Consider the following 23,107-nt stretch of genomic DNA (forward strand, 5'->3'; position numbering starts at 1 on the left):
GGCAGGAACCCTAGTGAATTGGTAGGGAAATCATGCGGAGTCCGGGGTCGGCTGCCGACGGCGCGGTCCGCGCAGGCCGTCCGGTGCTCCTGCTGACCGTCCGGCGCCACATCGATCTGCTGCGGGTCTGCAGCGCGGCGTCATCTCCGTGCGGCGGCGACGCCGCGGAAGGTGCCTGAGGACCGGTCCCACCCGTTCGTTCCCGAGACCGGCGTCTCACCTTCCGGGCCATCTCCCGCCTCCGCCGCCTCTCGGTCCGCTCCATCCGCGCCATCTGCTCCGTTCGCTCCGTTTCCTCCGAGGGAGACCCGTGTACGCCACGTCCCCGATCGCCGCACCGTCCCAGCCCTCCTTCCGCAGCAGGATCGGAGGCGACGCGCGCAGCGGCTACTACGCCGTGCCGCACCGCTACCGGCTCCACCTGTCACCGTCCTGTCCGGACTGTCTCGAGATCGCCGTCACCCACGGTCTGCTCGGCCTGGCGGACACCCTCCGGGTCACCTGGCTGCCCGCCGTGCCGGACGCGCCCGACGGGGGGCACCTGGCGCTGCGCCCGCTGTACGAGGCCAGCTGGCACCAGCACACCGGGCCCGCCGTGCCTCCGGTGCTCAGCGACGGCTGGACCGGACGGATCGTCAGCACGCACGCCCCCGACATCCTGCGGGACCTGGCCCGGCGCTTCGGCGGACGGGACAACGACCTGCGTCCGCTCGGCGCCGACGAGGAGATACGCACCGTCGGCCGGCTCTGCGAGGGAATCGTCGCGGCCGTGCGGCGCGCGGAGGAGCCCGGTGCCGACCGTGCGGTGCGCGAGGCCGCGCTCGCCGAACTGCCGGCCGTCCTCGGTGCGCTGGAGGACCGGCTCGCCGTCCGCGACCACGTGCTCGGCGACCGGCTGTCCGCGGCCGACGTGCGGCTGTGGGTGACCCTGGTGCGGCTGGACCTGGTGCACGCCGGGCACCTGGACGCGGCCGCGGTGCGCCGTGTCGCCGGTCATCCGCGGCTGTGGGCGTACGCGCGCCGGCTGGCGGAGCTGCCCGCGTTCGGCGCGCTCCTCGACGTGGACGGGATGACACGCAGGTGGCACGCGCGGTGCGGGTGCGCCGGGGATGCGGACCGGACGGCCGGGCGCATCGTGGACTGGGCGGCGTACGCGCCCTCGCGGGCGCCCGAGCCCGAGCCGGTGCGCTGAGACCTCACGCGCCGCGGAACGCCGAACGGGCGCGGGCGCCGAAGCGGCGCTCCGCGCCCGTTCGCGGCGGACACGGTACGTACGGACGGGTAACGGACGGACAGGGACGGCTCGGGTCAGGACAGGCAGCCGACGTGCGCGAGCGCCTGCTTCAACAGGACGCCCTGGCCGCCCGGCATCTCGTTCTGCACCACGGCCGAGGCGGCCTCCTGCGGGCTGAACCATTCCAGGTCGAGGGCGTCCTGGCGGGGCCGGCAGTCACCGCTGACCGGGACGATGTAGGCGAGGGCCACCGCATGCTGCCGCGGGTCGTGGAAGGGTGTGATGCCCTGGGTCGGGAAGTACTCCGCGACCGTGAACGGCTGGAGGGAGGGCGCCACCCGGGGCAGCGCCACCGGGCCGAGATCCTTCTCCAGGTGGCGCAGGAGGGCGTCGCGGACCCGCTCGTGGTGCAGCACCCGGCCGGAGACCAGTGTGCGGCTGACCGTTCCGTCCGGCCCGATGCGCAGCAGCAGGCCGACGCTGACGACTTCGCCGCTGTCGTCGACGCGCACCGGGACGGCGTTCACGTACAGGATCGGCATCCTGCCGCGCGTCGTCTCGAGGTCGTCCGTACTCAACCAGCCGGGCGTGGTTTCGGTCATGTCAGACATTGAATGATCGTACTTTCCGGGCGCCCCGTTTTTCCGCGCATCGCCGCACATCGATCCAGGTCACATATGCCACGCGGTCACGTCGCGTGGATGCGGTCCACCAGGATGTCGATGACCAGGGGAGTACGCGGGCCGAAGCCGAGGAGCACCCCGTCCTCCAGGCCGACCACGCGGCGGTCCGGACCGGCCGGGGTCTGGGCGATGCCGGGGACCTCCATGAGCCCGTCCACGCCGCCGACGGACTCCAGGCCCTTGGTCATCATCAGGATCACGTCCGGCTCGGCCTTGACCAGGGCCTAGCTGGTGATCGGGGTGAAGGGCCCGTCCAGGCCGGACTCCTCGCCGGCGTCCACCGCGCCCGCGGCCTCGACGAGCGAGTCCGCGCCGGAGCCCTCGCCGCCGATCAGGTAGACGGCGGCGCTGCCCCGCATGGAGAGGAAGGCGACCTCGGGGCGGCTGCCCTCGGGCACGGCCGCCCGGGCCGCGGCGAGTTCGCCGTCGATGCGCGCGTTGAGGGCCTCGCCCGCGGCGGGGACGCCGAGGGCCTCGGCGATCCGGGTCGTACGGGTGGACACGCCCGAGAGCTCGGTGGCCGGATCCAGCACGACCACCGGGACGCCGGCGTCGCGGATCTGGTCGATGGCCTCGTCGGGACCGATGTCGGTGCCGGCCGGCACCACCGTCGGCTTCAGCGAGAGCACGCTCTCCGCGCTCACGTCGTGGGCCTTCGTCACCAGCGGCAGCTCCTTCGCCTCCTCGAACGTGGCCGTGACGTCGCGTCCGACGACACGCTCGCCCAGCCCGAGGGTGAACACGATCTCCGCGACACCGCCGTTGAGCGGCAGGATGCGCGAGACGTCCGCCACGGTGACCTTCCGTCCGTCGGAGGAGCCGACGGTGACGGGCAGTCCGGGAATGGGGGCCCCGCCCTCCAGCGGCACGATCGTGTTCTCGTCGAGCCGCTCGCGCGCGGCGGACCCGCTGCCCGCCCCGTCACCGGGGGCGCCGCCGCCCCCCGCAGCCGGTGAGCAGGACCGCCAGGGAGAGCAGCAGAGCGGCGACACCCGTGCGGGGCGCGGGGCGTTCGGTCTTTTCCTGGGCTGCGCATCGCTCGGGAACTTCCTCTCACGGTCCGAATCATGTCGCCGGCCACCTCAGGTTGGGCGGCACCTTCGCGGTCGGGCTCACCGTCGACGCGCGGGACGAGTTCACCGACTGCTTCGAGGCCACGTGCGTGCTCGCCACGCGCGCCGACCACACGCTGTCCGGCGACCGCTCGCAGGACGTCAAGGTGCCGGTGAGCTTCGTTCGTGGGCCAGCCCCCTGTCGACACCGACCCCGACACCGGCGGCGGGAACGGGACCGGCGGCACGGACGGCGGCGGCAACGGCAGCCCCGGCGGAACGGGCTCCGCGGGCGGGGCCGGTGGCACCGGTGGTACCGGCGATACCGCAGGGAACACAGCCACGGTCGACAACACGGCCGGCGGCAGCCTCGCCTCCACCGGCACCACCGCCCTGACCCTGGCCCCGGTGGCCGCGCTGCTCACGGCGGCGGGCTGGTTCGCGTACCGCCGCAGCCACCTCAGCACCCGGGGAGCCGCGGACTGACCGTCCGGGGAACCGAGGAACAGAAGCATGCGGAAGGCGGAGTTCCCCGCGGGGAGCTCCGCCTTCCGCATGCTCTGCGCCGGCCGGACCCGTCACCCCGCCCGGCGCAGACACTCCTCGGCCGCGTGCCTGTCGAGCGCCACGCGCACCAGCGCGGCCGCCAGGACCGCCGGTTCGGTCCGGCCCGCGCGCTCCAGCAACCGCCGAGGGTCGTCCGGCAGTCCGAGCCGGCGCGCACCGGCCAGCGCCTTGCCGTCGAGGTACGGGGCCGCCTCCGGCCACACCCGCTGCGCCTCGCGCAGGAAGATGGCGGCACCGGCCGGGCCGATGCCGGGCACCTCCTGGAGCAGCCGTTCCAGCCCGGCCACGTCCCCGTCGGCCTCCTTCCGCAGCCGCCGCAGGTCGCCGCCCCAACGGTCCAGTACCAGCCGCGCACCGTCCCCGAGCTGCGTGGACGTGCGCTCGTCGTACCGCCGGTAGCCACCGCGGCCCAGCGCGTCCACGCGCTGCTGCCAGCTCGCCGAGGCCATGGCGCGCGGACTGCCGAAGCCCGCCTCGAACAGGGCCCGGGCGGCCGCGAGCGCGGTCGTACCGCGGATGCGGGCGCTGAGCAGGGACGCCAGGACGAGGAGGCGGTACAACGGCTGGGGCGTGTTCCTCAGCCGGATGCCCGCCTCCTCGGCGTAGGTGCGGCCCTCGGCGGCGGTCAGCTCCTGGACGATCCGGTCCATGGCCACCTTCTCCCTGCCGCCGGTGCCTCTCCGTCGCCGTTACGTCCGCGGTGCCCTCAGCGGATCGTGGCCCAGCGACATCAGGTGGTGGCGGCGGAGCGTGTCGTGCCCGTCCTCGTTCTCCGGCTCGTCCGCCAGGTCCACCTGGGACAGGATCTCGTCCACGACGTGGCGCATCACGTCGACGTCATGGTCCGTCAGGTCCATGCGCCGCTTCTGCAGGATGGCCAGCACCTGCCGGCCGATCTCGCCGCCCGCCCGGTCGGGGAGCGGCTCGACGTCCTCTCCGGCGTCGTGCACCCGCAGCCAGTCCGCCAGCTCCGGGGACGGCATGTTCACCACGCGGTGGAAGTCGTTCCACAGCGCGTCGAGTTCCAGGGCGTCGGCCATGAGGTGCCCCTTTCGTGCAAGTACCGGGAAGTGCGGTGCGCGGTCGTCCGTCAGTCGCGCGGGTAGTCCTCGGCCTGGAACATCCACCGCTGCTTCTCCAGGTCGGCCGTGATGGCGATCAGCAGGTCCTGGGTGACCGGGTCGGACTCCTCCGTGACGGCGATGCGCTCGCGCAGCCGCCTGATCGCCGACTCCAGCGTCTCCACCATGAGCGACACGACCTCGGTGTCCCGCAGCCAGCCGTCCTTGGTGCTCGGCAGGGCGAAGCGGGACGCGATCGTCTCCGGGCGGCCGTCCGGCGCGACACCGATCGCCGCCGCGCGCTCGGCCACGGTGTCGGAGTACGAGCGGGCGGTGTCGACCACCTCGTCGAGCTGCAGGTGGATCGAGCGGAACCGCGGTCCCACGATGTTCCAGTGGGCCTGCTTCCCGACGAGCGAGATTCCCAGCAGATCGACCAGCGTGTCCTGCAGGGTCTCCCCGGTCTTCCCGCGGGCGGGTTCCGGGAGGGTGCTCGTCACTTCGGTCATGGTGTGCTGCTCCTCATCGCTTCGGGCCGGGGCTCACTCGTGTCCCCGGCGGTACGGAGCAGTGCGGCGCGCTCGTCCTCCGAGAGGCCGCCCCACACCCCGGACACCCGGCCGCCGCCGAGTGCCCAGGACAGGCACTCGCCGATCACCGGGCAGTCGGCGCAGATGCGTTTGGCGGCGGCGATGTCGTCCAGCGCCGGTCCCGAAGTGCCCACGGGGAAGAACAGGTCGGGGTCCTCTCCCACGCAGGCGGCGTGCCGCAACCACTCCATGGAAGCGCGGGTGCCCAGCACTTTTGGCGGGAAACACACCCGGCGCACACGGCGCGCGGGTGCCGCGCACGGGGAGGCTGTTCCGGCTGGCCGACCGTCCGCCCGCCCGCGGCCCGCGGCCCGCTCCCGCCGGGACGGTCCGCACCGCGTGCGTCACCTGGCGAGACGGTCCGCCCCGCACAGTTAGGTGGGCATAGCATCAGTGTCTGCCATGAACACGATGACACTGGGGCACCTGTCCCTCGCCCAATTCGCCGCGCTCGCCCTCGCGGCGTTCCTGGTCGGCTTCTCGAAGACGGCCGTGAGCGGGGCCAACACGGTCAGCCTCGCGATCTTCGCGGCGATCCTGCCCGCCCGGGCGTCCACCGGTGTGCTGCTGCCGATCCTCATCGCCGGCGACGTGCTCGCCGTGCTCACCTACCGGCGGCACGCCCACTGGCCCACCCTGTGGCGGCTCTTCCCGGCCGTCGCCGCGGGCGTCGTCCTCGGCACGGTGTTCCTGATGTGGGCCGACGACGGGATCATGCGCATCTCGATCGGCGCGATCCTGCTGATGATGGCGGCCGTCACGGTCCGGCGCCGGCGCGCCGCCGAGCGGGAGGCGGAGCCCGACGAGGTGACCACCCGGTCCGGCCGCCTCAAGGCCCGCTCGTACGGGGTGCTCGGCGGGTTCACCACGATGGTCGCCAACGCCGGCGGCCCCGTCATGTCCCTGTACCTGCTGTCGGCGGGCTTCCGGAAGCTGGGCTTCCTGGGCACGTCGGCCTTCTTCTTCCTGATCGTCAACGTCTCCAAGGTGCCCTTCAGCGTCGGGCTCGGCCTGATCGACGGCCACTCGCTGCTGATCGACGCCGCCCTCGTGCTGTTCGTGCTGCCGGGCGCGCTGGTCGGCAGGTGGGCGGTGGACCGCATCAACCAGCGGCTCTTCGAGCACCTGGTGATCGCGGCGACGGTGCTGGGCGGGCTGCAGCTGCTGCTGGGCTGACCGGCGCCCCGTAGGCTCGGCAGCATGTCCGCACCCCGTCACGTCCTCGTCCTCGGCGGCACCACCGAGGCGCGCGAACTCGCCGCGTCGCTCGCGGCGCGCCCCGGCGTACGGGTGACCACGTCCCTCGCCGGGCGGGTGGCCCGGCCCCGGGCACAGGCGGGGGAGGTGCGGACCGGCGGGTTCGGCGGTGCCGAGGGCCTCGCGGACTGGCTGCGCGAGCACGCGGTCGACGCGGTGGTGGACGCCACACACCCCTTCGCCGCGGGCATCACGGCGCACGCCGCCCGCGCCGCGGCGGCCACCGGCGTCCCCGCCGTGGTGCTGCGCCGCCCCGGCTGGCGACCCGGCCCCGGCGACGACTGGCGCCCGGCGGACTCCCTCACCGGAGCGGCCGGACTGCTCCCGGCGCTTGGCCGCCGGGTCTTCCTCACCACGGGCCGGCTGGGCCTCGCGGCCTTCGCGCACCTCGCCGAACCGTACTTCCTCGTACGGTCGGTGGAGCCCCCCGAACCGCCGCTGCCCGCCCGCACGGAGGTGCTCCTGGCCCGCGGCCCCTTCACGGCCGACGGGGAGGAGGCGCTGCTGCGCGAGCACCGCATCGACGTCCTGGTGACCAAGGACAGCGGGGGAGCGGCGACGGCGGCGAAGCTGGTGGCCGCGCGCCGTCTGGGGCTCCCGGTCGTCGTCGTACGGCGGCCGCCGCTGCCCGAGGGCGTGACGGCGGTACCGGACGTCGGGGCGGCGCTGGGCCGGCTGGGTCTCGCCGGCCGGTGACCTCTCCCGCCGGCCGGCCGTTCAGTCCGCCGCTCCGGCGGCGGCGAGTTCCTTCGCGCGCCCCGGTACCGCGTTCGCCAGGTCCTCGGCGAGGAGCCGCTTGGTGATGGTGTGCACCGCGGCCCGCAGGTCCGTGCCGGCGGGCCGGCCGTAGTCGTGCTCCAGGCGCTCGGCCAGCCAGTCGGCCCAGGCGCCGCTGACCGCTTCGGCCTCGTGCCTCCCCGCCGGGGTGAGCGAGAAGAGCGTTCCGTGACGGCTGAGGAGCCCCTCCGCGACCATGCGGTCGAACACCGGCTCCAGCACCTCGGGCGGCACCTCCCGGCGGGCGGCGATCAGGTTGAGGTTGGCGTGGCCGACCATTCTCGTGAAGAGCTCGACCTGCGTCACCGCCCAGGCGCCCGCCATGTCGAGGCGGGTGCCGGAGGCACGGACGACGAGGCGCGCGGTGGCCGGACCGGCAGCGCAGACGATCTTCGTGACGGCGGCCTCCAGCAACTGCTGCGAGTCGCCGCCGCGGGGCTGCGCGAAGCCCTCGCCCAGGTCGGAGGAGCTCGCCCGCGCGGTGTCCCGCAGCGGCACCTGCTTGAGGAACAGGGCGACCAGGAAGCCGAGCGCCGCGACCGGTACGGTCCACAGGAAGACGGTGTGCAGGGTGTCGGCGTACGCGTCGACGACCGGCCGCGCCGCCACGGCCGGCAGCCCGTGCAGGCCCTCCGGGCTCCGCGCGGCCTCGGCGATCGTGCCGGGGTCGGCCGCGCCGGTGCGGGCCGCCGCCGCGATGCCGTCCCCCAGGCCGGACGAGAGGGAGTTCGCGTAGATCGTGCCGAACACGGCCGTGCCGAACGCGCTGCCCAGTGTGCGGAAGAAGGTCACGCCGGAGGTCGCCGTGCCCAGCTCGGCGTAGTCGACGGTGTTCTGCACGGCGATCACCAGCACCTGCATGGACAGCCCGATGCCGATGCCGAGGACGAACATGTACAGCGACTCCAGCCAGGCACCTGTCCCCGGTCCCATGCGGGACAGCAGGTACAGGCCGACACCCATGATCACGGAACCCACGACCGGGAAGATCCGGTACCGGCCGGTCTTGCTGACCACGTTGCCGCTGAAGACCGACGCGATCAGCAGCCCGACGACCATGGGCAGCGTCCGCACCCCGGAGACCGTGGCCGAGTCGCCGTCCACGTACTGGAGGTAGCTCGGCAGGTACGTCAGCGCGCCGAGCATCGCGAAACCGACGATGAAGCTGAGCACGGCGCAGACGGTGAAGACCGGGTTGCGGAACAGCCGCATCGGCAGCATCGGTTCCGCCGCGCGGTTCTCGGCCAGGCAGAACAGCGCCAGCGCGACCAGCCCGGCCGCGAACAGGCCGATGATGACGCCCGAACCCCACGCGTACTGGTTGCCGCCCCAGCTCGTCGCGAGGATCAGCGCGCTGGAGCCGATCGCGACGAGGGCGATGCCGAGGTAGTCGATGACCGGGCGCGCCGCCGACTTCACCGAGGGGATCGTGCGGGCCGCGGCGGCGATGACGACGATCGCGATGGGCACGTTGACGTAGAAGGCCCAGCGCCAGGTCAGATGGTCGGTGAACAGCCCGCCGAGCAGCGGCCCGACGACCGTCGAGACCCCGAAGACCGCGCCGATGGCTCCCTGGTACTTGCCGCGTTCCCGCAGCGGGATGACGTCCGCGATCAGGGCCATGGAGGTGACCATCAGCCCGCCGGCGCCGATGCCCTGCACGGCCCGCCACAGGATCAGCAGGATCATGTTCGTGGCGAGGCCGCACAGGAACGAGCCGGTGATGAAGACGACCGCCGCCACCTGGAAGACGATCTTGCGGCCGAAGAGGTCGCCGAACTTGCCCACCAGCACCGTCGCGACCGTCTCGGCCAGCAGGTACGACGTGACCACCCACGACATGTGCTCGGCGCCGCCCAGCTCGGACACGATCGTCGGCAGCGCCGTGCCGACGATCGTCTGGTCGAGCGCCGCGAGCAGCAGGCCCAGCACGATCGTCGCGAAGACGATGTTGCGACGCCGTACGTCGAGCACGGGCGGCTGGGCGGCCTGCGGCGCCGGGTCCTCGGTGATCGTCACAGGCCCACCTTCACACCGCGCGGCGCGACGTGCATGCGGGGACGCTCCGGCCGGGTGGGGACGCCTCCGGCGGGTGGGGGCCCTCCCGGCCTCGGTCCGGGCTTCTGTCCCGGCGGGCCCCATTTCGGGCCTCGTCCTGGGCCCCCTACACTTCGGGCCTTGTGCGGGGTCTCGTCCTGGGCCCCCTGCTTCGGGCCTTGTGCCGGGTCTCGTCCTGGGCCCCCTACACTTCGGACCTTGTGCCGGGCCTCGTCCCGGGCCCCCTGCTCCGGGCCCTGTACCGGGTCCCTTGCTCCGGACCTTGTACCGGGCCCCGCCTCAGCCCTCGCCGCCCCGCGGGTTCCTGCGCAGCAGATACGTGTCCATGATCCAGCCCTTCCGCTCGCGGGCCTCGGCACGGAGGCGCTCGATGCGCGGGCCCGCCTCGGCGAGGGGCCCGGAGTCGAGGATCTCGTCGGGGGTGCCGATGTAGGCGCCCCAGTAGATGTCGATGTCCTCGTCGGCGTACCGCTGGAATGCCTGGTGGGCGTCGAGCATCACGACCACGTCGTCCACCCCCTCGGGGAACCCCTCGGCCAGCCGGCGCCCCGTGGTGATCTGCACCGGCCTCGCCACCCGGTTCAGCCCCGTGCGGTGGCGGGCCACGAGCGCGGAGACACTGCTGATGCCGGGCACGACGTCGTACGCGAACGCCACCGTTCCCCGTTCGAGTATCTCCTCCAGGACACCGAGCGTGCTGTCGTACAGCGCGGGGTCTCCCCAGACCAGGAACGCGCCGCTCTCGTCCTCGCCCAGCTCCTCGGCGATCAGCCGCTCGTAGATGTCGGCGCGGGCGCTGCGCCAGTCTCCGACGGCGGGGGAGTAGGCGGCGCCCCCGGCGGACCGGTCGCGCTCGGGATCGCGCGCCTCCACCAGCCGGTACGTGCCCTGCGGTACGTGCGCGTCGAGGATGTCGCGGCGCAGCCGGACCAGGTCGGACTTCGCCTCACCCTTGTCCAGGATGAAGAACACGTCGGTGCGCCTCAGCGCCTTGACCGCCTGCAGGGTCAGCTGGTCGGGGTCGCCCGCCCCGATGCCGATGACATGAATCGTTCGCACACCCCGAGTCTGCCGTACGCCACTGACAGCGCCCGCACCGCGTCGTCCGGCCGCGCTCACGGCCGGCGGTTCAGACCGGCCCGCCCCCGCGCAGCCGCGGTGCCCGCGCGCGCGGGTCGACCGCCGTCCCCGCGCGCTCCGCCTCGTCCGCCAGCCGTCGTGCCCAGGCGGCGAGCTCCGCGACGCCGATGCCGTGCGGGCGGGACTCACCGGCCCCGGCCGCCCACTCCTCCGCGGCCGCGGCGCCGCGCCGCAGCAGCCGCGCCCCGCCCGTCACGTTGCCGCGCGCCGCGTGCGTGAGGCCCACCGCGAGCTGGGCGAGCCCCCGCCACAGGCCGCGCTCGGCGTCGGGCCCGGACTTCCAGGCGTCCTCGAACACCTCGTGCGCGTGGAACGGCCGGCCCGCGTCGAGCAGCGCCTGCGCCTCGGTCACGGTCTCCTCCGGACCGCGGACGATGCCCTCCGGCTGCCGCGCCACACCGGGCGCGCCGTACGGCAGCGGGCGGCCGAGCCCGTCCCGCGGCCGGGCGTTGCGCGCCCGGCCCTCCTCGTCCCGGTCGCGCCCGGCCCGTGGCGTCGGCCGGTCCTGTGATGTCCCGCTCATGCCCCGATTCTCTCGCGTGCCCACCCGCTTCGGGACAGCCTCCGACGTGCGGTAAAGTTCTGTTCGCGTGATCGCGCGGGGCAACCGCGGGAAGCGCATCGGGACGTGGCGCAGCTTGGTAGCGCACTTGACTGGGGGTCAAGGGGTCGCAGGTTCAAATCCTGTCGTCCCGACGTAGGGAACAGCACGTCGGAGGCCGTGCCGGAGCGATCCGGTACGGCCTCCGACGCGTGCGCGGAGCTCCCCCGATGTCTCCGGCGAGCCGCGAGTGGGAGGGGCCGGGCGAGGTACCCGGCGCTGGTGGTGCCCGACGGAGCACCGCGGGACCAGGGGAGCCGGCCCGATGACCATGGAACGCACCAGCGACCCCGCACCGCGGGAGTTCGTGTACGAGGCCCAGCCCGCGCGGGTCGTCTTCCGGCCCGGCGCCTCGGTGACCGCGACACAGGGCGAGGCCGAGCGGCTCGGGCTGCGCCGGCTGCTGGTGCTGAGCGGGCCGGGCGGCGAGGGGGTCGCGCGGACCGTCGCGGACGCGCTCGACGGGGCCTGCGCCGGGCTGCTGGCGGAGGCCCGGGGGCACGTGTCCGCCGAGGTGGCGCACCGGGCCGTGGAGGTGGCGCGGGCCGCGGGCGCCGACGGTTGCGTGGCCGTCGGCGGGGGCTCCGCGATCGGCCTCGGCAAGGCGGTCGCGCTGCGCACCGGCCTGCCCCTGATCGCGGTGCCGACCACGTACTCGGGCTCCGAGATGACACCCGTCTGGGAGCTCAGCGAGCACGGCGTCGAACGCACCGGCCGCGATCCGTCGGTCCTCCCGCGCAGCGTCGTGTACGACCCCGACCTCACCTTCACGCTGCCCGCCGGCCTGACCGTGACGAGCGGTGTCAGCGCGGTCGCCCACGCGGCCGAGGCCCTCTACGCGCCGGACGCGTCCCCCTTGGTCCGTCTGATGGCCGAGGAGGGCGCACGGGCCATGACCCGCGCCCTCCCGGTGCTGGCGGAGGACCCCGGTGACCCCGAGGAGGCGGACGCGCGCGGGCTCGCCCTGTACGGGGCGTGGCTGTGCGGGGCCGCCCTCGGCGTCACCACCATGGGCCTGCACCACCAGCTGTGCCATGTCCTCGGCGACGGGTTCGCCCTGCCGCACGCCGAGACGCACGCCGTGCTCCTGCCGTACGTCCTCGGCTTCAACGCGCCCGCCGCGCCGGGGGCGATCGGCGTCCTGGGACGCGCCCTGGACGCCGACGACCCCGTAGGCGCCCTGTGGACCCTCGCGGCCCGTCTGGGCGCGCCCCGTTCGCTCGCCGAACTGGGGCTGACGCGCGAGGAATTGCCGTTCGCCGCGGCGCGGGTCACGGGCCGGTCGTACCCCAATCCGCGGAAGGTGACCGTGGAGGGCGCGCTGGGCCTGCTGAAGACGGCGTACGAGGGCAGGGCGCCCGCGGTGCACGCGCAGGTCACGCCCCGCACGCGGTGACGCGTCCGCCCGTTCGTCCGTGACGTCGTGAGACCGTTCCCTACTGCCGTGTTCCTCCTGCCGGTTCTGTTGTTCGATCATTCATCGCTGTGACACCCACCGATGCTGGTCATGTAGTCCGCTCCCCCTGATACTGACCCGGGCATGCCAATCAGGCATGCCCGGTTCCACTTGTGTGTGCCGCCCCCAGGGCCGTTCAGGAGGACGCAGTGCAGAAGAGCTCGCGGATCCGCAGAGCATCGATCGTCATCGGCAGCGCCGCCGCGTCGGTGCTCGCCTTCCCCGGCAGTGCCCTCGCGGCCACGCCCCCGGCGCTGCCGGCCAGCGCGGAAGAGCTGGACCGGACGTTCCAGCCGGCCTACGACTACGACACGGACGGCTGCTACGCCACGGCCGCCATAGGATCCGACGGCAGCATCAACGCGGGTCTCAACCCCACCGGCGCCCTCAACGGCCAGTGCCGCGACGCCGAGGACCTCGCCAACACCAACGGCTACTCCCGATCCAAGTGCAACAACGGCTGGTGCGCCATCATCTACGGCTCCTACTTCGAGAAGGACCAGGCGCTGCCCGGCAGCAGCCTCGGCGGGCACCGCCACGACTGGGAGCACGTCGTGGTGTGGGTGCGGAACAACCAGGCCCAGTACGTGGCCACTTCGGCCCACGGGAACTTCGACATCCACAGCCGGGACCAGATCCGCTGGGACGGCACCCACCCGAAGATCGTCTACCACAAGGACGGCATCGGCACGCACTGCTTCCGCCCCGCCAACACCAACGACGAGCCCCCGGAGAACCACCGGGGCACCTGGCAGTACCCCCCGCTGGTCGGCTGGAACGGCTACCCGGCCGGCCTGCGCGACAAGCTGGTCGCGCACGACTTCGGCAGCGCCAACTTCGGCCTGAAGGACGGCAGTTTCGCCTCCCACCTGGCGAAGGCCAAGCCGGCGGGCGTCACGTTCGACCCCAACGCCTGACACCGGCCGGTCCTTCAGGCACCCGGGTCCGCCGCGGGCCGGTGCAGGGGCGCCCCGGCGATCGGCTCCGAGGGCGCCCCGTCCACGCCCACCGGGACCTCCCCGGCCGTCATGACGCGGTGCATGATGCGGGGGTGGTCCAGGTGGGCGGCGTCGCCCGGGGCCAGGTGGATCGTGCTGCGGTTGTCCCACAGCGCCACGCTGCCGGGCTCCCAGCGGAACCGGACCGTGTACTCGGGCCGGGTCACCTGCTCGACGAACATCTCCAGCAGCAGCCGGTTCTCGGCCCGCGAGACACCGATGATGTTCTCCACGTAGTACGGGTTGACGTAGAGGGCGCGCTCGCCGCTCTCCGGGTGCACGCGCACCACCGGGTGCGCAGAGGCCACCTGGTGGTCCTGCAGGTGCCGCACGTACGCGTCGGGCCCGGACCGCGGGAGGTAGCCCACCCCGAGCCGGTGCTCGGCGCGCAGCCCGTCGGCGAAACGCCGTACCGGCTCGGACAGTCCCGCGTACGCCGCGGCCAGGTTGGACCAGGTGGTGTCCCCGCCGTACGGCGGCACACGCTCGGCGCGCAGGATCGTCAGGGCCGGCGGATCGATCCGCGCGGTGTGGTCCGCGTGCCAGCCGCGCAGCGTGGAGTGGCGCCGGCGCTCCAGCCACTCGGCGTGCGGCATCCCGTGCCTGCCCGCCAGCTCCAGCCGGTCGGCCGTCGTCTCGACCTGCGGGAAGTCCACCGGGGAGGCCGAGCCGCGCGACCGCAGCGTGATCGGCTCCCCGAGGCGGCGGGCGAACGCGATGTGTCCGGCGTGGTCGAGCTCCTGGTTCCGGAAGAACACCACCTTCCAGCGCAGCAGTGCCGCCCGGATGCCCGCCACGGTCCCGTCGTCCGGGCCGGCCGCCAGGTCCACGCCGTGGATCTCGGCGCCGATGTGCCCGGCGACCGGCCGCACGTCGAGTGTCGAGGACGTCTCCATGCCCATCAGCTCTCCCCACGCGTCTTCCGTGTCTTCCGCCGGCGGCCCCGTGCCCGGTCTACCCGCGGCATCGCACACGCATGCGGGGCCGGCGGGCGGGAGCGCGGACCGGGTGCGGTAGGGTTGACACGCACGATCGCGGGAACGCATCCGGACCGCGTCGTCGCATCGGGACGTGGCGCAGCTTGGTAGCGCACTTGACTGGGGGTCAAGGGGTCGCAGGTTCAAATCCTGTCGTCCCGACAGAGATCAGCCCCGCGGGTTCTCACCCGCGGGGCTTCTTCGTGTGCGGGCCCGGTACGACTGCGGGCCCGGTACGACGGGAAGCCGCCCCGGCCGGGAAGCACTTCCCGGCCGGGGCGGCTCCAGGTGTCACGGGCCCGTGGCCCGTGGACGGGGCGTCAGGCGAGCGACGCCAGCGCCTCGTTCCAGGTCGTCGACGGGCGCATGGCCGCGGCGGCCTTGGCCGGGTCGGGCTGGTAGTAGCCGCCGATCTCGGCCGGGCTGCCCTGGACCGCGGCGAGCTCCTCGACGATTCGCTGCTCGTTGGCGGCGAGGGTCTCGGCGAGCGGGGCGAAGGCCTTGGCCAGGTCCGCGTCGTCGGTCTGCCTGGCCAGCTCCTGCGCCCAGTACAGGGACAGGTAGAAGTGGCTGCCGCGGTTGTCGATGCCGCCGACGCGACGGGTCGGGGACTTGTCCTCGTTGAGGAAGGTCGCCGTGGCGCGGTCGAGGGTGTCGGCGAGGATCTGGGCGCGCTGGTTGCCCGTGACCTTCGCGTACTGCTCCAGGGACGGGACCAGGGCGAAGAACTCGCCCAGGGAGTCCCAGCGCAGGTAGTTCTCCTTGACCAGCTGCTGGACGTGCTTCGGGGCGGAGCCGCCGGCACCCGTCTCGAACAGGCCGCCGCCCGCCATCAGCGGGACGACCGACAGCATCTTGGCGCTGGTGCCCAGCTCCAGGATCGGGAAGAGGTCGGTCAGGTAGTCACGCAGGACGTTGCCGGTGACGGAGATGGTGTTCTCGCCGCGGCGGATGCGCTCCACCGACAGCTTGGTGGCCTCGACGGGGGACAGGATGCGGATGTCCAGGCCCTCGGTGTCGTGCTCCGGCAGGTACGCGTTGACCTTGGCGATCAGGTTGGCGTCGTGGGCGCGGGTCTCGTCCAGCCAGAACACGGCCGGGTCGCCGGTGGCGCGGGCGCGGGTGACGGCGAGCTTCACCCAGTCCTTGATCGGCGCGTCCTTGGTCTGGCAGGCGCGGAAGATGTCGCCGACGGAGACCGGCTGCTCGATCAGGACGTTGCCGGCCTGGTCGACCAGGCGGACCGTGCCCGCGGTCGCGATCTCGAAGGTCTTGTCGTGGCTGCCGTACTCCTCGGCCTTCTGCGCCATGAGGCCGACGTTCGGGACGGAGCCCATGGTGGACGGGTCGAAGGCGCCGTTGGCGCGGCAGTCGTCGATCACGGCCTGGTAGACGCCCGCGTAGCTGCTGTCCGGGATGACGGCGAGCGCGTCGTGCTCCTGGCCGTCCGGGCCCCACATGTGGCCGGAGGTGCGGATCATGGCCGGCATCGAGGCGTCGATGATCACGTCGGAGGGGACGTGCAGGTTGGTGATGCCCCTGTCCGAGTCCACCATGGCGAGCTCCGGGCCCTCGGCGAGCTCGGCGTCGAAGGACGCCTTGATCTCGGCGCCCTCGGGCAGGGACTCCAGGCCCTTGTAGATGCCGCCTAGACCGTCGTTCGGCGTCAGGCCGGCGGCGGCGAGCTTCTCGCCGTACTTCTCGAACGTCTTCGGGAAGAAGGCGCGCACCACGTGACCGAAGACGATCGGGTCGGAGACCTTCATCATCGTGGCCTTCAGGTGCACGGAGAAGAGGACGCCCTCCTCCTTGGCCCGGGCGATCTGCGCGGTCAGGAACTCGCGCAGCGCGGCGACCCGCAGCACGGAGGCGTCGACGACCTCACCGGCGAGCACGGGGACCGACTCGCGCAGCACGGTGGTGGAGCCGTCCTCGCCGGCCAGCTCGATGCGCAGGGCGCCGTCCTCGGCGATGACGACGGACTTCTCGGTGGAGCGGAAGTCGTTCTCGCCCATGGTCGCCACGTTGGTCCTGGACTCGGCGGTCCAGGCGCCCATGCGGTGCGGGTGGGTCTTGGCGTAGTTCTTCACCGAGGCGGGGGCGCGGCGGTCGGAGTTGCCCTCGCGCAGCACCGGGTTCACGGCGGAGCCCTTGACCTTGTCGTAGCGGGCGCGGATCTCGCGCTCCTCGTCGGTCTTCGGGTCGTCCGGGTAGTCGGGCAGCGCGTAGCCCTGGCCCTGGAGCTCGGCGATCGCGGCCTTGAGCTGGGGGATGGACGCCGAGATGTTCGGCAGCTTGATGATGTTCGCGGCCGGGGTCTTGGCGAGCTCGCCGAGCTCGGCGAGGGCGTCCGGGATCCGCTGGTCCTCGTTCAGGTACTCCGGGAACACGGCGATGATGCGCCCGGCCAGGGAGATGTCACGGGTGTCGACGTTCACACCGGCCTGCGCGGCGTACGCCTGGATCACCGGCAGGAACGAGTAGGTCGCCAGTGCGGGCGCCTCGTCCGTGTGGGTGTAGATGATGGTCGAGTCAGTCACCGGGTGCTCCGCTCCACGTCTGCAACATTGCTCGACATCAAGATATCTCGTGGGCGACCGCATCTCGACAGGGGCCCGGCGGCGAACCGAAACGCGCCACGCGAGCGAACGATCCTGGCCGCCGGGTGCCCTCCGTCCAGGCGGGGAGCGGCGCGGAACACGGGGTCCGGCGGTTCGCCCGGGGGGGAAGGCACGGCGGTGCCGGTGGCGTGAGGGGGCGGTGCGGGACATGGCGGATCGCCGGGGCGCGGGGTGGCGGACAGGGGTTCGGTGTCTTGTCGGCGTCGGAGTGGGCCGGGACGTCGGGGTGGCCTCCGGGGCGGGGCGTGGTGCTCCGGGAGCCCGGCACCCGTGACCGTGCCGGGTGCCGTGCCGGTGCGGGGGCGTCGGGGTCAGAGCGGCCGCGATGTCTCTTCCGCTTCCCGCTGGTGCGGGATCGTCAGGGGGTCCGTGCCCTGGTGCACGGTCACCGTCCGCGTGGGGGCCGGGATGCTGATGCCCTCGTCCTGGTAGCGCCGGTGCAGGCGCTTGATGAACTCGTGTTTGATCCGGTACTGGTCGCCGAACTCCCCGACCCCGAGGATGACCGTCATGCCGATGCGCGAGTCGCCGAAGGTGTGGAAGCGGACGGCGGGCTCGTGCTCGGGCACCGCCCCCTCGACACCGGTCATCACCTCGGCCACGACCTCGTTGGTCACCCGCTCCACGTGCTCCAGGTCGCTGTCGTAGCCGACGCCCACCTGGACCAGGAGGGTCATCTCCTGCTCGGGCCGGTTGTAGTTGGTCATGTTCGTGCCGGCGAGCTTCCCGTTCGGGATGATCACCAGGTTCTTGGACAGGGAGCGGATCGTCGTCTGGCGCCAGTTGATGTCCTCGACGTAGCCCTCCTCGCCGCTGGTCAGCCGGATGTAGTCGCCGACCTGCACCGTCTTCGACGCGAGGATGTGAATGCCCGCGAACAGGTTCGCGAGGGTGTCCTGGAGCGCCAGGGCGACCGCGAGACCGCCGACGCCCAGGGCGGTGACCAGCGGGGCGATCGGGATGCCCAGGGTCTGCAGCACCACCAGGCAGCCGAGGGCGACGACCATGACCCGGGTGATGTTGACGAAGATCGTGACCGACCCGGCCACCCCGGCTCGGGCCTGCGTGAACGTCCGCACCAGACCGCCGACCACGCGGGCCGCCGTGATCGTCGCCACCAGGATCACCAGCACGGTCAGCGTCTGGCTGACGTGGTGCCCGACCGTGCGGGTCAGCGGCAGGACCGCCGCCGCGACCGCCGCCCCGCCGGCCACGGCGCACCACGGCACCAGGGTGCGCAGCGCGTCGACGACCACGTCGTCGCCGCTCCACTTGGTGCGCGACGCGTGCCGGCCCAGCCAGCGCAGCAACGTGCGCAGCAGGAACGCTGCCAGCAGGCCCGCCGCGAGGGCGACCGAGGCCATCACGAGGTCGTCGAGGGTGAGGTCCCGGTTCATCGGACGCCTCCCGCGGGACGGGAGGGACGCGCGATGCGCCGGGAACGGCTCACGGGCCGGATGTGGTGTGTCGTCACCTTGCCACCTGATCGGATACCGGTCTGCAGGAGAACGCCCGTACATGCGTACGAAGCCGGGCGTGATCGCCATCCTGCCGTATGCGTACGACCGTTCGGCGCCGAGCGTGCGGTAACCGGCCGGGGCCGTGGCTCAGATCACCTTCAGCCGTAACCGGCGGGTCGCTGCACCACGACCGCCGGCAGCGGGGGACCGGCGGTCACGGTGGTCGCGGTGGCGCGACGGCGTGCACCCGGCAGGGCGCGCTCGTCGGGCGGGTGCCCGCCCGGCTGCCCAGGAGGCGCCCGGCTGCCGTACCGTCCTTGACCTCAACATTGCTCGAGGTCCTACCGTCCGGCGCATGAGTATGGAGACCACCGCCTGGATGCAACTGCGGAGCCTGACCGCCACCGCAGAGCACCGGCCGCCGACCCGCGCCACGCTGCGCAGGACCGCCGACTTCGCCCGCCCCCACCGCCGCCGTATCGCCCGGTTCGTGCTGCTGAGCGTGGTGACCGCGCTGCTGGCCGTCGCGACGCCCGTGCTCGCGGGCCGCGTGGTCGACGCCGTCGTCGCGGGCGGCGACGAACATCACGTCGTACGCCTCGCCGTGCTCATCGCCCTGATCGCGCTCGCCGAGGCGGCACTGGGCCTGCTCGGCCGCCGGCTGTCGGCGACGCTGGGCGAGGGTCTCATCCTCGATCTGCGGACGGCCGTGTTCGACCACGTGCAGCGCATGCCGGTCGCGTTCTTCACCCGTACGCGCACGGGAGCGCTGGTCAGCCGTCTGAACAACGATGTGATCGGTGCGCAACGGGCGTTCAGCAACACGCTTTCCGGAGTGGTGAGCAACCTGGTCACGCTGCTGCTCACGCTCGTGGTGATGCTCACCCTGTCCTGGCAGGTCACCCTGCTCGCGCTGGTCCTGCTGCCGGTCTTCGTGGTGCCCGCCCGCCGGACGGGCCGCCGGATGGCCGGGTTCCAGCGGGAGGCGGCGGACCTCAACGCGGCCATGGGCACCCGGATGACGGAGCGGTTCTCGGCGCCCGGCGCCACGCTGGTGAAGCTCTTCGGACGGCCGGAGGAGGAGTCGGCGGAGTTCGCGGAGCGGGCCCGGCGGGTGCGGGACATCGGGGTCCGTACGGCGATGGCGCAGGAGGCGTTCATCACGGCCCTCACCCTGGTGTCGGCCCTCGCGCTCGCCCTCGTCTACGGTCTCGGCGGCTGGTTCGCCCTGCGCGGCGCCCTGGAGCCGGGCGCCGTCGTGTCGCTCGCCCTCCTGCTCACCCGTCTCTACGCGCCGCTCACCGCGCTGGCCGGGGCGCGCGTGGAGATCATGAGCGCGCTGGTGAGCTTCGAGCGCGTCTTCGAGGTGCTGGACCTGAAGCCGCTCATCGAGGAGAAGCCGGACGCCCGCGAGGTGCCCGAGGGCCCGGTCTCCGTAGAGTTCGACGACGTCCGCTTCGGCTACCCGGCCGCCGACAGGATCTCCCTCGCCTCACTGGAGGAGGTCGCCTCCCTCGACACCAGGGGCGGCACCGAGGTCCTGCACGGAGTCTCCTTCCGCGCCGAACCGGGACGGACCGTCGCCCTGGTCGGGTCCTCCGGCGCGGGCAAGTCGACCGTCGCGCAGCTGCTGCCCCGGCTGTACGACGTGGACGCGGGCGCCGTACGCGTCGGCGGCGTCGACGTGCGCGACCTGACCTCCGCGTCCCTGCGCGCGACCCTCGGCATGGTCACCCAGGACGGTCACCTCTTCCACGACACGGTCCGCGCCAACCTGCTGCTCGCCCGCCCCGGGGCCACGGAGGACGACCTCTGGGACGCCCTGCGCCGCGCCCGCCTCGACGATCTCGTACGGTCGCTCCCCGACGGCCTCGACACCGTGGTCGGCGAACGCGGCTACCGGCTCTCCGGCGGCGAGCGCCAGCGGATGACCATCGCCCGGCTGCTCCTGGCCCGGCAGCGCGTCGTCGTCCTCGACGAGGCCACGGCCCACCTGGACAACACCTCCGAGGCGGCCGTCCAGGAGGCGCTCACGGAGGCTCTGGAGGGGCGTACCGCGGTGGTGATCGCCCACCGGCTGTCCACCGTACGGACGGCCGACCTCATCCTCGTGGTCGAGGCGGGCCGTGTGGTGGAGCGCGGCACGCACGAGGAACTGCTGGCGGCGGGCGGACGGTACGCGGAGCTGTACCGGACGCAGTCCGACGGCCCCGGAGACGGCGGCGGTCCCGGGCTGGACCCGGTCCCGCGGCTGCCGGCCGGGACGGCGCCCTGACGGCCGGCCCGCACGGTCATGCCTCCTCCGGCCGGCGGCCGGGCCGCCCGGGCCGCCCGGGCCGGCACCGGGCGCACACACCCGTCAGTTCGACGGTGTGGTCCACCGCGTGGAACCCGGTGTCCCGCGCGATCCGCACCGCCCACCGTTCGACGTCCCCGGCGTCGACCGCCAGGCTGAGGCCGCACTCCCGGCACAGCAGGTAGTGCCGGTGACCGTCGGCCGACCGGAAACGGTAGAGGCGTTCGCCCTCCCGGTCCCGCACCACGTCGACGTGCCCGGCCGCCTCCAGGAAGCGCAGGGTCCGGTAGACGGTGCTCAGCCCCACCGGCACCCCGTCCGCCACGAGCGCGGCGTGCAGGGTCTGCGCCGAGGCGAAACCGTCACGGACGTGCAGGGCCCGCAGGACGGCGGCCCGTTGGGGAGTCGCACGCCACTCGGCGCGGGACGTCTCGTGCGTGGTCATGCGTCATGCCTCCCGTCGCTTCTCCCGTCACCGGCGGCGCCCGGACCGGCCGTGGCCGCGGCTGGACGGCCGTGCCGAGGACCTCGCGGTCGTGCTCGTGCTCACAGACCTCGCCGGTGTCCCGCTCGGGGAAGGGGTCCACGGCGGGCAGCCGCTCCCCGGCGGCCGGCAGGCAGGAGGTCAGGGCCGCACACAGGCTCGCCTCCGCAGGCCGACACCGATGAAGACCAGCTCCCCCAGCCGGGCGCCTGCTGCGCGCGCTCGGGGTCGAACCGGCCGGTCTCCAGGACGTCGCGGGCGTCGACCCGGCCGTGCAGCGCGGGAACCAGCCGGGCCACCGGGCCGGCCAGGTCCAGCTTGTCCAGCACGAGTACGTCGGCGAACTCGACCTGGTCGACCAGCAGGTCGCTCACGGTGCGCTCGTCGTCCTCGTACGGGGCGGGCCCCCGTTCGGCGAGGTCGTCACCGGAGTCCAGCTCGGCCAGGGAGTTCGCCGCGTCGACCACGGTCACCATGGTGTCGAACCGGTCGACCTCCTCCAGCAGGTCGTCCCGGAGCGCGCAGCGGACACAGCCATCGGTCATCTCCACGAGCCGCTCCTCGGTCCGGGAGAGCGCCGCCCGGCCGCCGCGCACGAGGGCGGCGTCGATGTCGACATCGCTCATGTCGTTGACGATCACCGCGACGCGCAGCCCTTCCCGACGGGTGAGGACGTGGTTGAGGAGCGTCGTCCCGCCGCGGCGCCGGGGAAGCCCGACAGCACGGTCACGGGAAGGCGCTGCGACGGCATCCGGTTCAGTCCTCCGGCCGCAGCAGACCGCGCCGGTAGGCGGGGACGAGGTGCTGCGGCACCCGGTGGGACACACCCTCGATCGTGACGGTGACCAGCTTGGGCGCGCTCGCCTTCCACTGGGCGCGGCGGTGGCGGGTGTTGCTGCGGGACATCTTGCGCTTGGGCACGGCCATGAGGCGGTCCTCTCCGAAGTGGGGATGGAACGGGTCGGCCGCGGCGGGCGGCATGGCTCATCGCCGTCGCGGTCCACAGCAGCATACGACAATCGTTTTCATCAGACGGACCACCCTCGCGCGGGCCGCCCGCGAGCGGCTCGCCGTCATGCCGGCTGCCAGACCTGCGCGAGGGCCGACGTGGTGAGGACCTGCTCGGGGCGCCCGTGCTCCAGCAGATGTCCGTCGCGGAGCAGGAGGCAGACGTCCGCCGAGCGCGCGGCCTCCAGGTCGTGCGTGGCCTGGACGACGGTCACCCCGTCGGCGGTCAACTCCGAGAGCAGGGCGGCGATCCGGTCCCTGGCCTCGGGGTCGAGCCCTGTGGTCGGCTCGTCGAGCAGGAGCAGGTCGGACTCCTGGGCGAGGCCCTGGGCGATCAGGGCGCGCTGGCGCTGCCCGCCGGAGAGCTCGCCGAGTTGGCGTGCGGCGAGACCGGCGATGCCGAGCCGCTCCATGGCCGTCTCCACCGTCGCGCGGTCCTGCCGGGTCAGCCGGCGCCACGGCCCGCGCTCGCCCCAGCGCCCCATCTCCACGGTCTGCCTGACGGTCAGGGGCAGCGTGTCGCCGACGGCGCCTCGTTGCGGCACGAACGCGGGCGGCCGGGACCCGGTGTGCGTGAGCCCGCCCGAGGTCGGGTCGATCACACCGGCCACGACGCCGAGCAGTGTCGACTTGCCGCTGCCGTTCGGTCCGACCAGCGCCGTCATCGTCAACGGCGGTATCTCGGCGCTGATCCGGTGCAGGACGGCTCTGCCCTGGTAGCCGGCGCACAGTTCCGAGAGGCGGACCCGGGGTGCCTGTTCATTGAACATGATTGTCATTGTAGTGT

21 protein-coding genes, 2 tRNA genes and 2 pseudogenes are annotated in these 23,107 nt (G+C 73.1%); 9 read left to right on the plus strand and 16 right to left on the minus strand.

The window, feature by feature from the left end; all coding sequences use genetic code 11:
- Nucleotides 1-310: 310 nt before the first annotated feature.
- Nucleotides 311-1,192, plus strand: coding sequence for a glutathione S-transferase C-terminal domain-containing protein (locus IEZ04_RS31645; protein ID WP_189220424.1), 882 nt, complete (start codon nt 311-313; stop codon nt 1,190-1,192).
- A gap of 116 nt (nt 1,193-1,308) precedes the next feature.
- On the opposite strand, the gene IEZ04_RS31650 is transcribed toward IEZ04_RS31645, so the two are convergent.
- A complete protein-coding gene (locus IEZ04_RS31650; RefSeq protein ID WP_189220425.1) occupies nt 1,309-1,845 on the minus strand; it encodes an NUDIX hydrolase family protein in 537 nt (178 codons plus the stop codon).
- A gap of 77 nt (nt 1,846-1,922) precedes the next feature.
- Nucleotides 1,923-2,898, minus strand: a pseudogene (locus IEZ04_RS31655) (heme/hemin ABC transporter substrate-binding protein).
- A 257-nt stretch (nt 2,899-3,155) separates the two neighbouring features.
- Here IEZ04_RS31655 and IEZ04_RS31660 point away from each other — a divergent pair.
- On the plus strand, nt 3,156-3,455 hold the full coding sequence (locus tag IEZ04_RS31660) for a hypothetical protein (protein WP_229821413.1): 300 nt from the start codon (nt 3,156-3,158) through the stop codon (nt 3,453-3,455).
- Between the two features lie 92 nt (nt 3,456-3,547).
- Here IEZ04_RS31660 and IEZ04_RS31665 read toward each other — a convergent pair whose 3' ends face one another.
- The 4 genes from IEZ04_RS31665 to IEZ04_RS31680 are packed head-to-tail and all read right to left on the minus strand — an operon-like array spanning nt 3,548 to nt 5,378.
- Nucleotides 3,548-4,186, minus strand: coding sequence for an endonuclease (locus IEZ04_RS31665; protein WP_189220426.1), 639 nt, complete (start codon nt 4,184-4,186; stop codon nt 3,548-3,550).
- A gap of 39 nt (nt 4,187-4,225) precedes the next feature.
- Nucleotides 4,226-4,576, minus strand: coding sequence for a DUF3140 domain-containing protein (locus IEZ04_RS31670; RefSeq protein ID WP_189220427.1), 351 nt, complete (start codon nt 4,574-4,576; stop codon nt 4,226-4,228).
- A 50-nt stretch (nt 4,577-4,626) separates the two neighbouring features.
- Nucleotides 4,627-5,106: a Dps family protein gene (locus IEZ04_RS31675; RefSeq protein ID WP_189220428.1), complete on the minus strand. Its 480-nt coding sequence runs from the start codon at nt 5,104-5,106 to the stop codon at nt 4,627-4,629.
- Nucleotides 5,103-5,378, minus strand: a complete 276-nt coding sequence (locus IEZ04_RS31680) for a WhiB family transcriptional regulator (protein ID WP_189220429.1) — start codon at nt 5,376-5,378, stop codon at nt 5,103-5,105. Before IEZ04_RS31680 ends, IEZ04_RS31675 begins: the two co-directional genes overlap by 4 nt.
- A 211-nt stretch (nt 5,379-5,589) precedes the next feature.
- On the opposite strand from IEZ04_RS31680, the gene IEZ04_RS31685 reads away from it, so the two are divergent.
- Together IEZ04_RS31685 and IEZ04_RS31690 are read left to right on the plus strand one after the other, a co-directional pair.
- On the plus strand, nt 5,590-6,363 hold the full coding sequence (locus IEZ04_RS31685; RefSeq protein WP_189220430.1) for a sulfite exporter TauE/SafE family protein: 774 nt from the start codon (nt 5,590-5,592) through the stop codon (nt 6,361-6,363).
- A gap of 24 nt (nt 6,364-6,387) precedes the next feature.
- Nucleotides 6,388-7,140, plus strand: coding sequence for a cobalt-precorrin-6A reductase (locus IEZ04_RS31690; protein WP_189220431.1), 753 nt, complete (start codon nt 6,388-6,390; stop codon nt 7,138-7,140).
- A 21-nt stretch (nt 7,141-7,161) separates the two neighbouring features.
- Here IEZ04_RS31690 and IEZ04_RS31695 read toward each other — a convergent pair whose 3' ends face one another.
- The 3 genes from IEZ04_RS31695 to IEZ04_RS31705 form a co-directional block, all read right to left on the minus strand.
- Nucleotides 7,162-9,240: an MDR family MFS transporter gene (locus IEZ04_RS31695; protein ID WP_189220432.1), complete on the minus strand. Its 2,079-nt coding sequence runs from the start codon at nt 9,238-9,240 to the stop codon at nt 7,162-7,164.
- Between the two features lie 318 nt (nt 9,241-9,558).
- Nucleotides 9,559-10,338 carry a precorrin-6A synthase (deacetylating) gene (cobF, locus tag IEZ04_RS31700; RefSeq protein WP_189220433.1) on the minus strand — a complete coding sequence of 260 codons (780 nt, stop codon included), beginning with the start codon at nt 10,336-10,338 and terminating at the stop codon, nt 9,559-9,561.
- Nucleotides 10,339-10,408: 70 nt separating this feature from the next.
- Nucleotides 10,409-10,942 carry a DUF309 domain-containing protein gene (locus IEZ04_RS31705; protein WP_189220434.1) on the minus strand — a complete coding sequence of 178 codons (534 nt, stop codon included), beginning with the start codon at nt 10,940-10,942 and terminating at the stop codon, nt 10,409-10,411.
- Between the two features lie 99 nt (nt 10,943-11,041).
- Here IEZ04_RS31705 and IEZ04_RS31710 point away from each other — a divergent pair.
- The 3 genes from IEZ04_RS31710 (at nt 11,042) to IEZ04_RS31720 (ending at nt 13,393) form a co-directional block, all read left to right on the plus strand.
- A tRNA-Pro gene (locus IEZ04_RS31710) sits at nt 11,042-11,115 on the plus strand.
- Between the two features lie 170 nt (nt 11,116-11,285).
- Complete coding sequence (locus tag IEZ04_RS31715; protein WP_229821414.1) at nt 11,286-12,416, plus strand: maleylacetate reductase; 1,131 nt, start codon at nt 11,286-11,288, stop codon at nt 12,414-12,416.
- A 209-nt stretch (nt 12,417-12,625) separates the two neighbouring features.
- Nucleotides 12,626-13,393 carry an NPP1 family protein gene (locus IEZ04_RS31720; RefSeq protein ID WP_189220435.1) on the plus strand — a complete coding sequence of 256 codons (768 nt, stop codon included), beginning with the start codon at nt 12,626-12,628 and terminating at the stop codon, nt 13,391-13,393.
- A gap of 14 nt (nt 13,394-13,407) precedes the next feature.
- Here the strand turns inward: IEZ04_RS31720 and IEZ04_RS31725 are convergent, their stop codons facing one another.
- Nucleotides 13,408-14,376 carry a TauD/TfdA dioxygenase family protein gene (locus IEZ04_RS31725; protein WP_189220436.1) on the minus strand — a complete coding sequence of 323 codons (969 nt, stop codon included), beginning with the start codon at nt 14,374-14,376 and terminating at the stop codon, nt 13,408-13,410.
- Between the two features lie 163 nt (nt 14,377-14,539).
- Here IEZ04_RS31725 and IEZ04_RS31730 point away from each other — a divergent pair.
- A tRNA-Pro gene (locus IEZ04_RS31730) sits at nt 14,540-14,613 on the plus strand.
- A 158-nt stretch (nt 14,614-14,771) separates the two neighbouring features.
- Here IEZ04_RS31730 and IEZ04_RS31735 read toward each other — a convergent pair.
- Both IEZ04_RS31735 and IEZ04_RS31740 read right to left on the minus strand, forming a co-directional pair.
- On the minus strand, nt 14,772-16,991 hold the full coding sequence (locus IEZ04_RS31735; RefSeq protein WP_189220437.1) for an NADP-dependent isocitrate dehydrogenase: 2,220 nt from the start codon (nt 16,989-16,991) through the stop codon (nt 14,772-14,774).
- Nucleotides 16,992-17,383: 392 nt separating this feature from the next.
- A complete protein-coding gene (locus tag IEZ04_RS31740; protein ID WP_189220438.1) occupies nt 17,384-18,469 on the minus strand; it encodes a mechanosensitive ion channel family protein in 1,086 nt (361 codons plus the stop codon).
- 424 nt (nt 18,470-18,893) lie between these two features.
- Between IEZ04_RS31740 and IEZ04_RS31745 the strand changes: the two genes are divergently transcribed.
- Nucleotides 18,894-20,807 carry an ABC transporter ATP-binding protein gene (locus tag IEZ04_RS31745; RefSeq protein ID WP_229821418.1) on the plus strand — a complete coding sequence of 638 codons (1,914 nt, stop codon included), beginning with the start codon at nt 18,894-18,896 and terminating at the stop codon, nt 20,805-20,807.
- Nucleotides 20,808-20,823: 16 nt separating this feature from the next.
- Here the strand turns inward: IEZ04_RS31745 and IEZ04_RS31750 are convergent, their stop codons facing one another.
- The 4 genes and pseudogenes from IEZ04_RS31750 to aztA all read right to left on the minus strand — a co-directional run bounded on the left by IEZ04_RS31750 (nt 20,824) and on the right by aztA (nt 23,099).
- Nucleotides 20,824-21,273, minus strand: a complete 450-nt coding sequence (locus IEZ04_RS31750; RefSeq protein ID WP_189220440.1) for a Fur family transcriptional regulator — start codon at nt 21,271-21,273, stop codon at nt 20,824-20,826.
- 236 nt (nt 21,274-21,509) lie between these two features.
- Nucleotides 21,510-22,063 (minus strand): annotated as a pseudogene (locus IEZ04_RS31755) (CobW family GTP-binding protein); the annotation flags it as partial.
- A 5-nt stretch (nt 22,064-22,068) separates the two neighbouring features.
- Nucleotides 22,069-22,239, minus strand: a complete 171-nt coding sequence (gene rpmF, locus IEZ04_RS31760; RefSeq protein ID WP_189220441.1) for a 50S ribosomal protein L32 — start codon at nt 22,237-22,239, stop codon at nt 22,069-22,071.
- A 146-nt stretch (nt 22,240-22,385) separates the two neighbouring features.
- Nucleotides 22,386-23,099 carry a zinc ABC transporter ATP-binding protein AztA gene (gene aztA / locus IEZ04_RS31765; protein ID WP_189220442.1) on the minus strand — a complete coding sequence of 238 codons (714 nt, stop codon included), beginning with the start codon at nt 23,097-23,099 and terminating at the stop codon, nt 22,386-22,388.
- Between the last annotated feature and the right edge of the window lie 8 nt (nt 23,100-23,107).

This window comes from Streptomyces ruber (genome assembly GCF_014648075.1).
GTDB lineage: Bacteria > Actinomycetota > Actinomycetes > Streptomycetales > Streptomycetaceae > Streptomyces > Streptomyces ruber.

Excerpts from the sequence above, each read along its gene's own strand:
- IEZ04_RS31650 (WP_189220425.1), bottom strand. The coding sequence starts at position 1,845 with ATGTCTGACATGACCGAAACCACGCCCGGCTGGTTGAGTACGGACGAC.
- IEZ04_RS31665 (WP_189220426.1), bottom strand. The coding sequence starts at position 4,186 with ATGGACCGGATCGTCCAGGAGCTGACCGCCGCCGAGGGCCGCACCTAC.
- IEZ04_RS31670 (WP_189220427.1), bottom strand. The coding sequence starts at position 4,576 with ATGGCCGACGCCCTGGAACTCGACGCGCTGTGGAACGACTTCCACCGC.
- IEZ04_RS31675 (WP_189220428.1), bottom strand. The coding sequence starts at position 5,106 with ATGACCGAAGTGACGAGCACCCTCCCGGAACCCGCCCGCGGGAAGACC.
- IEZ04_RS31680 (WP_189220429.1), bottom strand. The coding sequence starts at position 5,378 with ATGGAGTGGTTGCGGCACGCCGCCTGCGTGGGAGAGGACCCCGACCTG.
- IEZ04_RS31685 (WP_189220430.1), top strand. The coding sequence starts at position 5,590 with ATGAACACGATGACACTGGGGCACCTGTCCCTCGCCCAATTCGCCGCG.
- IEZ04_RS31690 (WP_189220431.1), top strand. The coding sequence starts at position 6,388 with ATGTCCGCACCCCGTCACGTCCTCGTCCTCGGCGGCACCACCGAGGCG.
- IEZ04_RS31705 (WP_189220434.1), bottom strand. The coding sequence starts at position 10,942 with ATGAGCGGGACATCACAGGACCGGCCGACGCCACGGGCCGGGCGCGAC.
- IEZ04_RS31715 (WP_229821414.1), top strand. The coding sequence starts at position 11,286 with ATGACCATGGAACGCACCAGCGACCCCGCACCGCGGGAGTTCGTGTAC.
- IEZ04_RS31725 (WP_189220436.1), bottom strand. The coding sequence starts at position 14,376 with ATGGGCATGGAGACGTCCTCGACACTCGACGTGCGGCCGGTCGCCGGG.
- IEZ04_RS31740 (WP_189220438.1), bottom strand. The coding sequence starts at position 18,469 with ATGAACCGGGACCTCACCCTCGACGACCTCGTGATGGCCTCGGTCGCC.
- IEZ04_RS31745 (WP_229821418.1), top strand. The coding sequence starts at position 18,894 with ATGGAGACCACCGCCTGGATGCAACTGCGGAGCCTGACCGCCACCGCA.
- IEZ04_RS31750 (WP_189220440.1), bottom strand. The coding sequence starts at position 21,273 with ATGACCACGCACGAGACGTCCCGCGCCGAGTGGCGTGCGACTCCCCAA.
- rpmF (WP_189220441.1), bottom strand. The coding sequence starts at position 22,239 with ATGGCCGTGCCCAAGCGCAAGATGTCCCGCAGCAACACCCGCCACCGC.
- aztA (WP_189220442.1), bottom strand. The coding sequence starts at position 23,099 with ATGACAATCATGTTCAATGAACAGGCACCCCGGGTCCGCCTCTCGGAA.